Consider the following 13906-nt stretch of genomic DNA (forward strand, 5'->3'; position numbering starts at 1 on the left):
TTCATAGATTGATGAAAATTAAAACTAGGCCAGATTTCTATTAAATAGCTTATTCAACGAATAAATATTTAGTTAAATGCTTCCAATGACAGTTTTGGTTATACTTTACTGACTGTGCTCTGTAAATTTATCTATATTTTTTAAATATCCAAATTTTTTTCAAAACGTATGAACACCCTTTTTTGAAAATGGCGGGAAATTAGACTAAAATGATTGCTAGTTTAATCGAATTATTTACTGAGATTACGAATACTCCATTACTGTAATTTAATTAATTTTTTTAGCCAATTTAACCGATAAATCTGCAAAAAAAATTAAAAGGTTAGATTCGTAAAATTTAACTTCGCTGATGAATTAAAGAGGAAGATAAGAACAAATTGACTGATAAACTTCCTCGACTTCAATGCGTTTCATACACCGAAAATCAATGGGGCATTCTCTTCGATAACAGGGTGAACAAGGAACATGCTTATGGATGACCGTTCCTCCTTGATAGGGGCCTGTTGCGATATCACTTGTGGATCCAAATAAAGCAATAAGAGGAGTATTTAAAGCAGCAGCTACATGCATAGGTCCACTGTCATTTGTTAAAAAGACATGGCAAAGCTTGATATAGGCCATTAATTCTCTGATAGAAGTTTTACTAGCCAAATTAATGACGCGGTCTGGCAACCCTTGGCAAATTTCATTGACGAGAGGAGTTCCTGTTTTATCTCCAAAAAATAAAATTTTTGTACGAGGATTGGTTAATAATTTTTCTGTGAGATCTTTAAACCTTTCAGGTAACCAACATTTTGCTGACCCGTAGGCAGCTCCAGGATTGATGCCAATGATTAGATCTTGAGGTTCAACCCTATGAGAAATCAATTGTTGTTGAGTATTCTCTAATTCTTTTTTTGTGAGGTAAAGCGTTGGGGAGTTATTAGAGAGCGAAATACCCAGAGGCTCTAATAACTGTTTATAGGTTACAACAAGATGTTGTTGAGTATAATTAGGTGAAAAAGGGATGGCATGATCAAGCAACCAACTACGCCAATGTGTAGAATATCCGATTTTATTTTTAACGTTTCCCTGCCAAAATTTCCAAGCAGAAGAAAATGAATTTGTGAGTAAAATACCTAAATCATAATTTCCTTTCTTCAAAGAAATTAACAAATTTTCATTGCATTTTTGTGATTGCTTCCAACTTTTAGAACGTTCAAAGGAAATAACATGGTGGATATGTGGATCATGTTCAATGACAGCTCCCAATAATCCTTGGCAGACGACTGTTAATTTTGCATGGGGCCAATAGTTTTTTAAGTCAGCAAGGATAGGTGTTGCCATCACCAGATCTCCTAGCCAATTAGGCATACGAATAATGATGTTTTGCGGATTTAAAGATAAAAAATTTTTTTTTGACAAAGCGATTTTCCTTTTTAATTCAAGCGACGAATTTTAAAGTCTTACTTATATCAAAAAACAGAAATAAATTTCGAAACCTGCTTTAAAATGTGACTATGATGAATCATTTTCAAAAAGGCCATTAGCCAATTAAACGTGAAAAACTCCATTGCAGCTATGCTATTCAAATCAAAATTTTTATTTAGCAATTTGAATTTATAGATTTATTTTTATCATGGGTTAAACATACAAAAACCATTGATCTTCTAAGGCTAAACTCTTATCTTTACAGCTAAATTCACTTTAATTTTAGAGATATCTCTTTGGCAAAACTTATGCAAACAAAAGATCATGATTCTTCTGACTCTTCCTCTAATGAAGTTAACTCTTTAAACGAGGCTGCACAAATTTTGCATTTGAAAAGATTATTAGTTACGCTTAAACAACAAAGTGAAAAAGAGATAAAAAAACTTCAAAACCAATTGTTTAGCCAGGAAAAAATAAGTCAATCATTAAAAGAACAATTACTTCAATCTAGTGCAAAATTTAAAAAATTGCAAAGTAATCATGATGAAGAATTAGATGCTTTAAGAGACCAATTTATTTCTCTTAGAAATCTTCTTCAACAAACTCAAGAAGAATTAAGATTTCAAAACGATCAGGCTGTTCATGCGTCGAATAAAATGCAAATTATTCATTCGAATCAAAGAGAGGAGGAAGCTAGTGGTAAAGAAACAGAGCGCCTGCGCGAAGAATTAAGCGAGTCGAATTTAAGAACTCAAGAAATGCAAGCCCTAGCTTCAAAAAATTATCAAAAATATGAGCAAGAAATTCAACATCTTAAGCACTTATTATCGCAACGAGAAATTGCCGAACATCAAACAGAAGTGATTGCTTCTCATACTGTTTCCTACCAACTTCGCTTAGAACTAGAAGAAATTAAACAAACTCTCAAGCAAGGTAATTATGATACAAAGGCTTTAGAGACGCATTATGTCGAAGTTTTAAATGAAAAAGTCAAACTTGAACATCAAATTAAACAATTGCAAATAGAATTGGAGCATCAATCTTCTAATTTAGCGGCTTTTCAAATCCAAATTCCAGACTTGAATCAAAGTAAAAAAGAGCTTGAGGAGTGTCTAAAGGAAAAAGAAAATTTATTAAATCACACACTTGAAAAACAGGAACAATTAAAAGAACGTTTATTTCAAATGGAACTTTCTTCTCAAGAAAAAATGCAGATTCAAGAAAAATATGAGCTGTTGAAAGAAGAATGGAACCAACTGAATGAAAGTTTAGAAGAGGCGTTAGATATTCGTGTAAAATCTGAACAAGAAGTCATACGTTTTAGTGAGCTTTTGAAAGAAAAAAATCAAATATTGTCGGAAAAAGAAGGGCAAATTTTTCAGTTATTGCGTGATAAAGAAAACCAAGAAACACATCTACATGAAATGAATCATTTAGTGAATGAAAGCGAAACTCGCTTTAAAATTGCTCAGCAACATTTAGCAAAAAAATTGAAAGAAGCGGCTATTTTATCTGAAAAAGTTGAAGGTCAACAAAGAGTGTTAGAAGAAATTTCTCAAAATAACGAAAACTTCAAAATTCAAATTAATCAGCTTCAGGCTAGTTTAGGAATTTCTCAAAAACAAGAGAAAAAACTTCAAGAACAATTACATGATGCTTTAAAAAGCACTGAAAGCCAAGTTTCTAAATGGGAAGAAAAATACTTTTGCATGTATGACAAATGGCAAGAAAGTGAAAATTGCGTTAAGAAATTGAAGAAAATTGAAGAGAAACACCAACAAATGCAAAACCTTATCGCCAATTTAGGGAATTTCATGGGTGGACCTTCCTCTCAGAATTTTTTACACACCATGCAAGAATTAGTAGATAAGTCAAATCAACAAAATAATAGTGAAGAAGAACAGCCCGAGTCCGTTCAACATCCAAGCCAAGAAGACGAAGAAAAATATGATTTGTTTGGTATGAAATTTAGGCAAGATAAACCAAAACCAAATTCCCTTTCATGAGCAATCAAGTTATTATTTTAGGATTAGACCCTGGGACAAAAATAACTGGTTTTGGAGTCATTCGCATTGAAGGCCATCAGTATGTTCCTGTCGATTACGGTTGTATTCGCCCTCCTTCTCATTATAAATTGTCTGAGCGTTATTTAGTCATATGTCAAGGAGTTGAACAGTTAATCGATCAACATCAGCCTCATGCTGTCGTTGTGGAAACACAATACGTTTCTAAAAATGTTCAAAGTGCTATGAAATTGGGAATGGCAAGAGGTGTTATCATGATTGCTGCTAAAAAAAGAGGAATTCCTATTTATGAATATGCTCCCTCAAAAGCTAAATTAGCTGTTGTTGGGACAGGAAGAGCAAGCAAATATCAAGTTCAAGGCATGGTTCAGAGGTTACTTAATCTATCAATTCCTCCAACGCCAGAAGATGCTGCAGATGCTTTGGCATTAGCTATTTGCCATGCACAAATGCCCATTTTAAAACAAAGTCAATATGAAACTTGAGGAGCTAAATTAAATACTATGTTTGCATATATAAAAGGAGTATTAGCTTTTTTCAATCCTTCTCAAGCTATTGTTGATGTTCATGGTGTAGGATATTTACTTTTTATCCCTTGTCGCCTATTAGGGCAACTTCCCCAAATTGGGGAGCCAGTTCAATTTTATACCACTTATGTAGTTAGAGAATTTTCTCACACGCTTTATGGATTTTTAAGTTACCAAGAACGCGATATTTTTGAAATTTTAATGAATGTTACAGGTATTGGTCCTAAGATGGCTTTAAGCTTAATCGGACATCTTTCGATGAGCGAGCTTCAAATAGCTGTTATGCGACAAGATTTATCTACACTCTGCCGTGTCCCAGGTGTTGGCAAGAAAACTGCGGAGCGTTTAATTGTAGAATTAAAAGATAAGTTAGCTGCCATTGGGCATTTAGATACGTCTGATCATATAGAGCCTTTAACGCAAGATCCCAAATCCAAATCTGTTCAAGATGCCATGTTGGCCCTTATAAATCTTGGTTATAATCAAACCACAGCCCAAAAAGCGATTAAACAAGGGATGAAAGAACTTCCAGAAGAAATTGACTTAGCTCAATTAATTACCGTTGCTTTGAAACACGTATGAATTGGAGCTTATGCCTAGGATATCAAATTGGATTTTCTACTATCCAAGAACAAATAGGGCAAATGGGAGTTTGATGTGAGCGGGCTTGACAATGTTCTCTTGCAAAATAAATGATTTGTAAATGAAGACGAGTCCAATCTTTTTTGGGAAAAAGAGATTTTAAATCTTTTTCTGTTTGTTTAACATTTTTCCCATTGCTTAATCCCCATCTTCGAGCGCAACGGTGAATATGAGTATCCACAGGGAAAGCGGCTTCCTGAAATGCTTGAGACATGACGACAGAAGCTGTTTTATGTCCGACCCCAGGTAGCGACTCTAATGCTTCAAATGAAGCCGGAACTTTTCCTTCATAATCTTTGATTAGCCGATCCGAAAGTTCCCAGATATTTGTCGCTTTACGAAATCCGAGTCCACATGAATGGATAATAGATTCAATTTCATTAATGGATAGTTTCACCATTTCTTGGGGAGTGCTTGCTTTTTTAAATAAAATAGGGGTTACTTTATTAACTCGTGCATCGGTGCAATGAGCGGATAAAAGAACAGCGATAAGTAAGGTATAGCTGTCATGATGACTTAAAGGAACTGCAGGAGCTGGGTAAAGTTCATTGAGAATACGCTGAATATTTTTTGCTATTGTATGCTTATTCATTTTCCTATACAAAATTTAGAAAAAATTGCTGATAGAATATCTTCAGAGATATTAGTTCCAATGATTTTCCCGAGTTCTAATAAAGATTGGCGCATATCTAAAGTTAGAAATTCAGGTGAAACTTGATGTCGAAGACCTATTTTTACACGTCTTAAAGATTCAATCGATTCGATAAGAGCTTCTTTATGTCTAACATTTGTAATAAGGATTTCTTCTTTGGAAGGAGGGCCATCTTGCCAAATAATGGTATCAATTGTTTGATGCAGCTCTTCTAATCCTATTTTTTCTTTAGCAGATAAATGAACAAGAAAAGGAACCTCTAAGCAAGGAAGATTTCTTGGATTGAGATCAATTTTATTCCAAATGACGATTGTTTTATGAAAAGGGACTTGTTTTAATAATTCCTGATCTTCTTTTTCCAATCCTTTATGCGCATCTAAAACGAGTAAAATTAAATCGGCTTCTTGCATAGCTTTTTTAGAACGACGAATGCCTTCTTGTTCAACGCTTTCATTAGCTTCTCTAATCCCTGCCGTATCACTCAATTTGATGTGTAGTCCATTCAGACGTAGATGGTCTTCTAAAACATCTCGAGTGGTGCCAGGAATGGGGGAAACAATAGCTCGATCCTTATCTAGCAGAGCGTTCATCAAAGAAGACTTACCTACATTTGGGCATCCAATCAAGCAAATAGAAAGGCCATCATGTAAAATTTTTCCATTGTGAAAAGAATTCACTAACTTTTCCATGTCTTTAGCAGTCCTTTCTAAGTCTTGATCCAATTCATCCATGGTGGCAAATTCTAATCCTTCTTCAGGAAAGTCAACCCAGGCTTCTAAAATCGCTGCAATTTGAGTTAAGGTTGATTGAAAGGCCAATACCCGGTTTGATAAAGAACCTTTTAGTTGACTTTCTGCCGCGCCTAGGGCTTTTTCATTTTTTGCACAAATGAGTTCTTGAACAGCTTCGGCTTGAGCTAAATCAATTTTACCATTCATGTAAGCTTTAAAAGTAAATTCACCAGGCAATGCTGCTCGAGCTCCGGCTGCTAAAACGACTTCTAAAACTTTGCGAGTAATTAAACTTCCTCCGTGACAATGAATTTCTACAGTATTTTCTCCTGTATAAGAGCGTTTACCAAGCATTATAAGGACCAAAACATCATCGACATGTTCGCCTGATGAATTATAAATTTGCCCGTAATGTGCAGTATGTGAGCGATAGCTGAAAATGGGGCCTGAAAAAATTTTAGCAGCTACTTCAAGAGATTGATCGCCTGAAATGCGGATAATCGCTACTCCTCCCTCACCTGGAGGGGTTGCAATTGCTGCAATTGTTTCACCTGGGTAATAGGGTTGATGAATAAATTCCATGATGCTTTAAATTTGTATTTGTGATTCTTGATATAACAATGAGAAATATGTTATATTAAATCTATTTTTGATGCATCTATTTGATTATCAATTAGCATCGAATTATTTGCATAAGTTGAGGAGTGGGCGCCATGTCTGACATTATTTACGTGGATCGTTTAACGGGAAAAAAACAAATTGAAAAAGTTTACAAAGGAGCTGTCATTCGTTTTCTTTATGGAGATAGCAAACTAAGTCGCTTAATACAACCTTTTCTTTTACCTCCATTGGCAAAATGGCCTTTTATTTCTCATTGTTACGGACTTTTACAAAAACGCCCTTCTAGTGTAAAAAAAATTCTACCCTTTATCAAAAATTTTGATGTAAATATTTCAGAATTTTTAATGCCTCTAACCCATTTTAAATCATTTAATGACTTTTTTATTCGTCGTTTAAAGCCCGAGTTCCGCCCTATTGCACTAGGAGAGAAAATCGTTTCTATGCCTGCTGATGGACGCTATTACTTTTATCAAGATATAGATCAAGTTGATGGATTTATTGTAAAAGGCAAAAAGTTTAGTTTAGCTTCGCTATTAGAAAATAAAGAGTTAGCTCAGAAATATCAGGGAGGAAGTATGGTGATTGTCCGACTTTGTCCCTCAGATTATCATCGATTTCATTTCCCCTGTGACTGTATCCCAGGCGAAACGCGGCTACTTAATGGATATCTTTACTCTGTCAACCCTTTAGCGATTAAAAAAAATCTCAATATTTTTACACAAAATAAACGCACTATTTGCGAGTTAGCAACCACACATTTTGGAAAAATTCTTTATTTAGAAATTGGAGCGACAAATGTAGGTAGCATTCAACAAACCTATTGTCCATTTCAACCTGCTTTAAAAGGCGATGAAAAGGGATACTTTGAATTTGGAGGATCTTCGTTAATTTTATTATTTCAAAAAGGAAGGATTCGATTTGATCAAGACTTGTTAGATGCCACCCAATCTGGTTATGAAATACGCTGTTTGATGGGACAGCAAATGGGAACTCTTATTCAGAAGTTTTAAGGATACAAAACTCTGTAAAGAGATTTGAATTTTAAAGCGTCCAATTTCCTTGAAAATAACCCAGAAAAACTCGAATGCTGGGTTTTTCTGAGTTGTAAAAGAAAGAGGTTATTATTTTTTAGATTTTTGGACGACTAACAGGAACAGTCGCAAAATATTCTTCTAACCCTTCATTAGAAGGTTTAAAAGCCTTTTGGCCGTGCTGCCAATTCGCTGGACAGACTTCTCCATTTTTTTCGAAATAAAGAAGAGCATCTAAAATACGAAGCGCCTCATCAACTGAGCGTCCCAAGGGTAAATCATTGATAACTTGATGACGGACAATTCCTTCTTTATCAATTAAAAATAGGCCACGGAAAGCAATGCCTTCATGAGGAATTAACACATCATAATCATGTGCAATGGTTTTGTTTAGATCGGAAATTAGAGGGTAATCGATACCTTCAATTCCTCCTTTACTTTTAGGGGTATTCAACCACGCTAAATGGCTATAACAGCTGTCAACAGAGCATCCAATTATTTGTGCATTTCTTTTTTCAAATTCTTCAAGTTTTTCTTGAAATGCATGTAGTTCTGTTGGGCAAACAAAAGTAAAATCTAAAGGGTAAAAAAATAAAATGACATTTTGTCCTCTGAAGTGTAACAGAGAAAAATCGTTTACAATTTGACCATTCACGACGGCTTTTGCTTTAAAATCTGGAGCATGTTTGCCAACTAATAATCCCATAATCACCTCACTTTTAGAGTTCTCTTTGTTTAACCAAAATTTTCGATTTTAAAAACTTTAAACTCGGTTTATTTGATCAAATGCTGTTCCTATGTTCCCACATTTCTTCAAAATTTAATAATAAAATCCTGCAAAAAAAGGAGTTTTAAATTTTAAAAAGTTTTTTAAGTATTATTTTTACTGAAATAATTGTTTGGCTTTAGGAAGCCAATTCTCATTTCCAATTGTTGTCATGGGACCATGTCCTGGATAAACAGATGTAGAAGGGGGTAATTGCGCTAGCTTGTCCAAAGATGTCCACATTAAATCTGGTTGGCTGGTAGGAAAAGAGATATTTCCAATGGATCCTTTAAATAAGGTATCTCCTGATAATAATTTGGATTGTGAGATTTCATAAAAGCAAACACTTCCCGGAGAATGTCCCGGAGTGTGAATGACTTTAAAAGTTAATTGACCAACAGGGATTAGATCTCCATCGTTTAGAAAAATATTGGCTTTAACAGGTTGAATAGTAAGCCAACAAGGCAAACCATCCGAACCAGGTTTTTCTAAATTCAGTTGATCCAAAGGGTGCACATAAATGGGGATGTCATAGAGTTTTTTGATGGAATTGATATCAGCGATGTGATCCCAATGGGAGTGGGTGAGTAAAATAGATTGTAGGATAAAATGATGTTTCCTTAGACAATCAAGGAGAAGATTTGCTGATTCTGGAGCAGGGTCAACAATAATCGCTTTTTGCGTAGACAAACAAGCAATAAGATAGGCGTTAGTAGAAAAAGGCCCCGAAGGAAAAGGTTGTATAAACATTGCACCGGAGAGGATTCGAACCTCTAACCGCCCGGTTCGTAGCCGGGTACTCTATCCAATTGAGCTACCAGTGCAAAGAAGACGAAATTATAATTAGGATCTTTCTTTTTTTCAAGAACTTTTAGACAATGTTATCTGAAACTTTCCATGATGGCTATTCAAATTCGCCTTGTCTATGTCAATTTTGAATCAAAAAAATCGCATTCATTTTACGTTGGAGCAAATTCTGCTAAAAATTGTTTACCATAAAATTGAATAAACGGAGAATAAGTTGGACCGCTTAAAAAATGATCTCCAGGCCAGCCTCCCCAAAATAAAGGAGAAAAATCTCCTTGAAATTGTACATTCGTATCTGGATCGAAATAATTACGGAAATGTCCAAATGGTTCAAATAATGTGCTGACACCATCATTGACACTGACGATATTTTTGACACTTTGAAAACCGTTATTGGGAATAAGCGTTGCCGAGCCAAATGAAATCACTCGAATCATTTTTTGTTCTTCAGGTGTTAAAAGATCTCGCGCACGTTCAGTCTCTGTTCCTCCTAAACTATGGGCATAGTGAATAATGGTTCCTCCACCACTAACACCTCCCATTTCATGAATTAAGGAACGCCATTGAGCAGCAAGTAAATGCGCATGCATAGAGCGGAAGCCTAAGTTAAAAGCTAGTTTAACCATTATAGCACGGCTCACATCCCAGGTCCATCCTTCAGTAGGACGAAAAATGTAATGCACTTTTACCCCTCCATGTGACTCTGAGATGAGTTCTAAATTGCTCAACATATCTTGATAAGTGGTTAAAATTCCATTAATAAAAGTGACTCGTACCTTATCGCTAATTTCATTTTCTCCATAGGTGTTTATCTCTGTTTTTTCGTAAGAATGGCCCATTAATATGTAAGTTGTATTGCCAAAAATATTTCTGTTAATTTTCTCAAAAGTATTGGCAAAAGACTCAGGCAATTTCAATTCACTATGGAGTTTAATTTTGAAATGATGGGCCGAAGTCTGAATTTGTCTAAACGCATCAAAGAAAAAAGGAATAGTAGAATCCCAAATTTCAGAAATAGAAAAAAGTCCGTATAGATCGTAATGATTAATACTATCATTGCGAACGAACGTATAAAGGTTAGGTGTATCGTAAAAAAATAGAGGATCAGGGGTTATCCATCTTCCAATAGTTGAATCATAATAACGTTTCCCAAATCCAATCAACCCTGTTTTTTCTTCAATTCGCTTACTAGAAAATCGCCAGGGATTTTCAATTTGCGAAATAGTAAACTTTTCTCCGTAGGTATTATAAATACTTTCTGAACCAAAAGCAGAATAGCGATAAAACTCCGCGATTTCTTTAGTTTCCGTGTCAATTAAGCAACGAATCGAGCCCTGATGATCGTGAATAGGAGCATAGATCTTGTTATTTAGCTCAAGAGCTACAGCAGCATTAATTTCAGCCCCTTTCCCTATTCCCAAAACTCTTAATTGAGTTAACTGCCGCTCGGTATTTAAACAACCAATTTCTTTTTGACCATCAAAGAGATAGAAATTTGAATCCGCTAATATCCACTTAGAATTGTCTGCATCCCAGTGGTAATTTTGCTTTTGTAAACACCTGTCAAACGAATCATAAATAAAGTGAATAGCAAAATCATTCGGAGTTGAGACACGAATAAGACGATTTAGAGCATCATATTCATAATAAACAGATTCTTTCCCTTTTTTTTCGACCAAATTTCCATTTAAATCATAACGATAAAAAGCTAAGGGGGTTTCAATCAATTGATTTAGAGAGTCGGTTTTCCATTGTTCTGAATTAAATTTTAAGCGATTAAATAAAGAGTCATATTGATAAGTATGATGAAGTTCTCCATCTCCGGTTTCTTCGACCAATTGATGATCTTCACCATATTGATATGTTTGAGAATAAGTATTCAAAGAATCTTTAATGGTTACTGCCATTAAACGTCCTTTTTGGTCTAATTGCTCAAATATTTCTGACCACCAAGGAGATAGGGTTTTTTGTAAACGGTCATGCTCGTCATAGTAGTAAGAGAGTACCCCTATGTCTTTAATAAGATGACTTTTTTGAACTTTTCCAGAAGGGATCTCATAAAAATAATCGTGATGATAGTGTAATTGTCGATCTGCTTGATATCTTTCTACAGAAGTTAATAAAGATCCTTCATAACGATAATGGATGCTTGAGTTATCTGGTAAATCGATTTTGGTTTTTCTACCGGCTAAATCATAATCAAAAGAGAGAGTGGTTTCAGGTTTTCCTAAATTTTCCTCAATGATTTGATCAAAGGCATTGTACTGACGTGTTTGAATCCCTTGATGGACCAAATCTTCGATGGCTATTAATCGCTTATTTTGGTCATATTGATAACGATAGGCAAATGAATTATCACTGGCTTGATATGAGCTTAAAAGATTGTTTTCATCATAATAGTAGTGAATTTGTTTGCCATCAGGTTTAATAACTGTTGCGAGTTTACCACTTTCATGATATTGATAACGGGTAATTTTTTGTTGGAACGAACCGGCTGCTTCATGAATTGCTACAAGCTTTCCATCTTCATCATAATCCCATTTAATGATATATTGACCGCTATCTTTTCCATTTGCGATGATTTGATGTTTTTCTGAAACCTTCTTTCCAATTTTATTGTAGCGGACCTGATATCCTCTAATTTTTTCTCCAAGAGAATTAATTTGTAAGCAACTTTCCAATCTATTCAGAGCATCATATATTTTAATGTCTCGAACACCATTTTCATCAATTGTTTCAGTTAATTTAACATATTGACCTAATTGGTTCTGCGTCACTGATTCTTGCAAAAATAAAGTTTCTTTTATTGGAAAAGAATGTTTTATTCTTTGCTGAACAGAGCCCTGAGAATCTTCGAGTCTTGTCGCAACTGTTTGCTGCCAAGCATCTTTTTCTTCTATTTTGGTGACAAAATCTGAGTCTAATGCACTAAACCATTCTCGCGTTTCTGTACGCTGGCCACAGGCGTCGTAAAACCATTCAATTCGCTTTGTTCCATCTGCTGTTTCATGAAGAGAACGAATTTGACGACCTGCTCCGTCATATTCAAATCGAATGATATGATCTTTTTTTTCATCTGTTATTGTAGAAACAAGGTTACCTAAGTAGGAATAATTCAGAGCACGTATTAAAAAACCCTCTGATAATTTTTCTTCTACACGGCTAATTCTTCCACTCAAATCTCTGATAAAAGAGGTTTTAACGCGACTTTTGTTAATTTTTTCTTTCAATTCCCCATCTAAGTGATAGACGTAAATTTCTTCTAAACCATTGGGATATTGAATACGGGAAGGTTTCCCCCTTGCCGTATAACTTGTTTTTGTAATACCTCCTTCCGCATCTTTCATTTCGATGACTTGGTCGGAAATGTCATAAAATTGTTCTAGCTTCAGCTGCACCGGATTGTCATATTCATCTAAAACTGTAGGAAGATGAGTTTTGATTAATCGTCCAAAAGAATCATATTCAAACGCGGTTTCATTTCCGTAGCTATCGACGGAGGAGATGCGGTGCCCCTCTTCATCAAATTTATCTTGAAAAAGAGAGGAAGGAGCTTCAACAATCTCCCCTCGACTATCTTCTGTAGATTTTAGATGTCCTTCTTCATCGTAATGATAACTAACATGATAACGGAGATTGTCGTCAGCATCATAAAAATTTTGTTGAAGAAGCTTTCCCTCGGAAGAATAGGTGTAGCGGGTTCGATCTAACAATTTTTCTTGCTCATCTAAGAGATCAAAATATTTATTTTCTACCATTAAAGGTTGAGAAAAGGCTATTCCATCTCGGCAAGATTGAATATTTATAATACGTCGGTGAGTCACTCCTTTCAAGTCAGTAGCGGATTCGTTTTGTCCATCATCTAAGATAGTTTGGCAAAGCAATCCTAAATCATCGTAGCAATAAAATGTTCGAGAAAGTAACCCTGCTTGGTTTCCTTGGAGTTTGGCTTCACACCGTTTAGTTTTAAAATCATAATGGTATGTTGTTGTAGCTCCATTATCTTCTCGAACCATCCAAATAAGATCTGGGTGAGAAGGATAATAGCGGTAAACACTGGAATAACTTTCAATTCCATTAAAACTGGGGATACCGTCTGCTTGGATGAGCAATGGAATAGAGCAGGAGCCTGATAAATTTCCATAAAGTGTTTGTCGGATGAGTTGACCCTGGTCATTATAGCTAAATTGGGTGCAGTGTATAGCTTGTCCCTTTTCGTCCGCCAAGACTCTACTGCTAATCAAAGGAATTTTTAGGTCAGTTTTCCAAAAGAATTTTTCTTGTCTATATAAATCAGATGAGCCAGAGGAAGCCTGATATTGCTCTACACTCTGAATCAAATTGTTTGAATAACGATAGATGGTTTTTCTTGCTTGCTGATCAATAATTTCTGTTAAACCTGGTTGGTAAAAAAAGTAAATACAAGTTCCTTTTTCCTCGTCCAGAACCTGAGCTTTAACTCTACCTATCCTGAAATCCCCTCTGGGGAGATTAACTGTTATGTTGTTTACTCTATTAATTCCTTGTGTATAAAATTCATGTTTGTTTCTCGAAGGTTCTGTTCCTTCTAAATGTCCACTTATGACATTGATAGAGTTAACCAAAGGTGTTGGAACGGAAGGATCAGTAGCCTCTAATAATGAAATTAGAGAAAAAATAAAAAATATAACAAAACGGATATTATTCATAAAAATC

At 35.1% G+C, this 13906-nt stretch carries 10 protein-coding genes and 1 tRNA gene; 4 read left to right on the forward strand and 7 right to left on the reverse strand.

What is annotated here, in order from left to right:
• Positions 1 to 354 precede the first annotated feature (354 nt).
• Entirely contained in the window at positions 355 to 1404 is a 1050-nt protein-coding gene (gene waaF / locus PC_RS00080) for a lipopolysaccharide heptosyltransferase II (protein ID WP_011174567.1), read from the reverse strand.
• A 314-nt stretch (positions 1405 to 1718) separates the two neighbouring features.
• On the opposite strand from waaF, the gene PC_RS00085 reads away from it, so the two are divergent.
• The 3 genes from PC_RS00085 to ruvA are packed head-to-tail and all read left to right on the forward strand — an operon-like array spanning position 1719 to position 4543.
• Positions 1719 to 3416 (forward strand): coiled-coil domain-containing protein, encoded by a 1698-nt coding sequence (locus PC_RS00085; protein ID WP_044044592.1) that lies wholly within the window; start codon positions 1719 to 1721, stop codon positions 3414 to 3416.
• Complete coding sequence (gene ruvC, locus PC_RS00090; protein WP_011174569.1) at positions 3413 to 3919, forward strand: crossover junction endodeoxyribonuclease RuvC; 507 nt, start codon at positions 3413 to 3415, stop codon at positions 3917 to 3919. The genes PC_RS00085 and ruvC overlap by 4 nt, the downstream gene beginning before the upstream one ends.
• Before the next feature lie 18 nt (positions 3920 to 3937).
• Positions 3938 to 4543, forward strand: a complete 606-nt coding sequence (ruvA, locus tag PC_RS00095) for a Holliday junction branch migration protein RuvA (protein ID WP_011174570.1) — start codon at positions 3938 to 3940, stop codon at positions 4541 to 4543.
• Between the two features lie 22 nt (positions 4544 to 4565).
• Here the strand turns inward: ruvA and nth are convergent, their stop codons facing one another.
• Together nth and mnmE are read right to left on the reverse strand one after the other, a co-directional pair.
• Positions 4566 to 5195, reverse strand: coding sequence for an endonuclease III (gene nth / locus PC_RS00100; protein WP_044044595.1), 630 nt, complete (start codon positions 5193 to 5195; stop codon positions 4566 to 4568).
• A complete protein-coding gene (gene mnmE, locus PC_RS00105) occupies positions 5192 to 6568 on the reverse strand; it encodes a tRNA uridine-5-carboxymethylaminomethyl(34) synthesis GTPase MnmE (RefSeq protein WP_011174572.1) in 1377 nt (458 codons plus the stop codon). The genes nth and mnmE overlap by 4 nt, the downstream gene beginning before the upstream one ends.
• 131 nt (positions 6569 to 6699) lie before the next feature.
• On the opposite strand from mnmE, the gene PC_RS00110 reads away from it, so the two are divergent.
• A complete protein-coding gene (locus PC_RS00110) occupies positions 6700 to 7617 on the forward strand; it encodes a phosphatidylserine decarboxylase (protein ID WP_011174573.1) in 918 nt (305 codons plus the stop codon).
• Between the two features lie 118 nt (positions 7618 to 7735).
• On the opposite strand, the gene PC_RS00115 is transcribed toward PC_RS00110, so the two are convergent.
• From PC_RS00115 to PC_RS00130, 4 genes are all read right to left on the reverse strand, one after another.
• Positions 7736 to 8344, reverse strand: a complete 609-nt coding sequence (locus PC_RS00115; protein WP_039355713.1) for a peroxiredoxin — start codon at positions 8342 to 8344, stop codon at positions 7736 to 7738.
• Between the two features lie 177 nt (positions 8345 to 8521).
• On the reverse strand, positions 8522 to 9154 hold the full coding sequence (locus PC_RS00120) for an MBL fold metallo-hydrolase (protein ID WP_011174575.1): 633 nt from the start codon (positions 9152 to 9154) through the stop codon (positions 8522 to 8524).
• A tRNA-Arg gene (locus PC_RS00125) sits at positions 9155 to 9228 on the reverse strand.
• A 135-nt stretch (positions 9229 to 9363) separates the two neighbouring features.
• Positions 9364 to 13899, reverse strand: coding sequence for an RHS repeat-associated core domain-containing protein (locus tag PC_RS00130; RefSeq protein ID WP_011174576.1), 4536 nt, complete (start codon positions 13897 to 13899; stop codon positions 9364 to 9366).
• Between the last annotated feature and the right edge of the window lie 7 nt (positions 13900 to 13906).

This window comes from Candidatus Protochlamydia amoebophila UWE25 (assembly GCF_000011565.2).
Classification (GTDB): Bacteria; Chlamydiota; Chlamydiia; order Chlamydiales; family Parachlamydiaceae; genus Protochlamydia; species Protochlamydia amoebophila.

Bases quoted from the DNA above. Each gene is read 5' to 3' on its own strand.
- PC_RS00110 (WP_011174573.1), top strand. From the start codon at position 6,700: ATGTCTGACATTATTTACGTGGATCGTTTAACGGGAAAAAAACAAATT.
- PC_RS00130 (WP_011174576.1), bottom strand. From the start codon at position 13,899: ATGAATAATATCCGTTTTGTTATATTTTTTATTTTTTCTCTAATTTCA.
- mnmE (WP_011174572.1), bottom strand. From the start codon at position 6,568: ATGGAATTTATTCATCAACCCTATTACCCAGGTGAAACAATTGCAGCA.
- PC_RS00120 (WP_011174575.1), bottom strand. From the start codon at position 9,154: ATGTTTATACAACCTTTTCCTTCGGGGCCTTTTTCTACTAACGCCTAT.
- ruvA (WP_011174570.1), top strand. From the start codon at position 3,938: ATGTTTGCATATATAAAAGGAGTATTAGCTTTTTTCAATCCTTCTCAA.
- ruvC (WP_011174569.1), top strand. From the start codon at position 3,413: ATGAGCAATCAAGTTATTATTTTAGGATTAGACCCTGGGACAAAAATA.
- nth (WP_044044595.1), bottom strand. From the start codon at position 5,195: ATGAATAAGCATACAATAGCAAAAAATATTCAGCGTATTCTCAATGAA.
- PC_RS00085 (WP_044044592.1), top strand. From the start codon at position 1,719: ATGCAAACAAAAGATCATGATTCTTCTGACTCTTCCTCTAATGAAGTT.
- PC_RS00115 (WP_039355713.1), bottom strand. From the start codon at position 8,344: ATGGGATTATTAGTTGGCAAACATGCTCCAGATTTTAAAGCAAAAGCC.